This is a genomic window from Vibrio sp. YT-19(2023) (assembly GCF_033337395.1).
Map to the genome: position 1 here is coordinate 1 of NZ_JAWOQN010001050.1, position 536 is coordinate 536.

The 536-nt window shown below is 45.3% G+C and carries 1 protein-coding gene; it reads left to right on the plus strand.

From position 1 onward, the window contains the following. The coding region (locus R7E78_RS29965; RefSeq protein WP_318059120.1) for a response regulator at nt 1–441 on the plus strand (441 nt) is incomplete at its 5' end. Between the last annotated feature and the right edge of the window lie 95 nt (nt 442–536).

Here is a 536-nt window from a genome sequence, read left to right on the forward strand (position 1 = left end):
CAACGAGAGGTACTAAGCGCGGTTCTACAAGATCTAGAACCGTTGAATAAATGGTTGAATATTGAGGATTGTGAGTCTGCTGATGAAGTGCTTGAGCTGATGGATGAGCTTGATGCAGATGGTGAAATGATCGCGTTAATTATTTCGGATCACGTGATGCCAGGTAAAACGGGTGTTGAGCTGCTGACGGAAATTTCCAAAGACAGCCGCTTTGTTCGCACTCGCAAAGTCTTGTTGACTGGGCAGGCCACGCACACTGATACGATCAATGCGATTAACTCTGCGGGCATCGATCGCTATTTCGAAAAGCCTTGGCAAGCCAATCAGTTGATTGAGTGCGTAAGAAACCTCGTTACACAATACATTTTTGATATGGGGCTCGATTACACGCAATATCACGAGCACTTAGATCAAAACGTTGTGTTTGACCGCTTAAGATAGGTGGGTAAAGTTAACCTGAGTTTTCGCCACAGCCACGTTCTGTTTTGATGTAAAAATCGGTGACTAAACGGTGGCTGTGCGGAACAGGTGAGAAT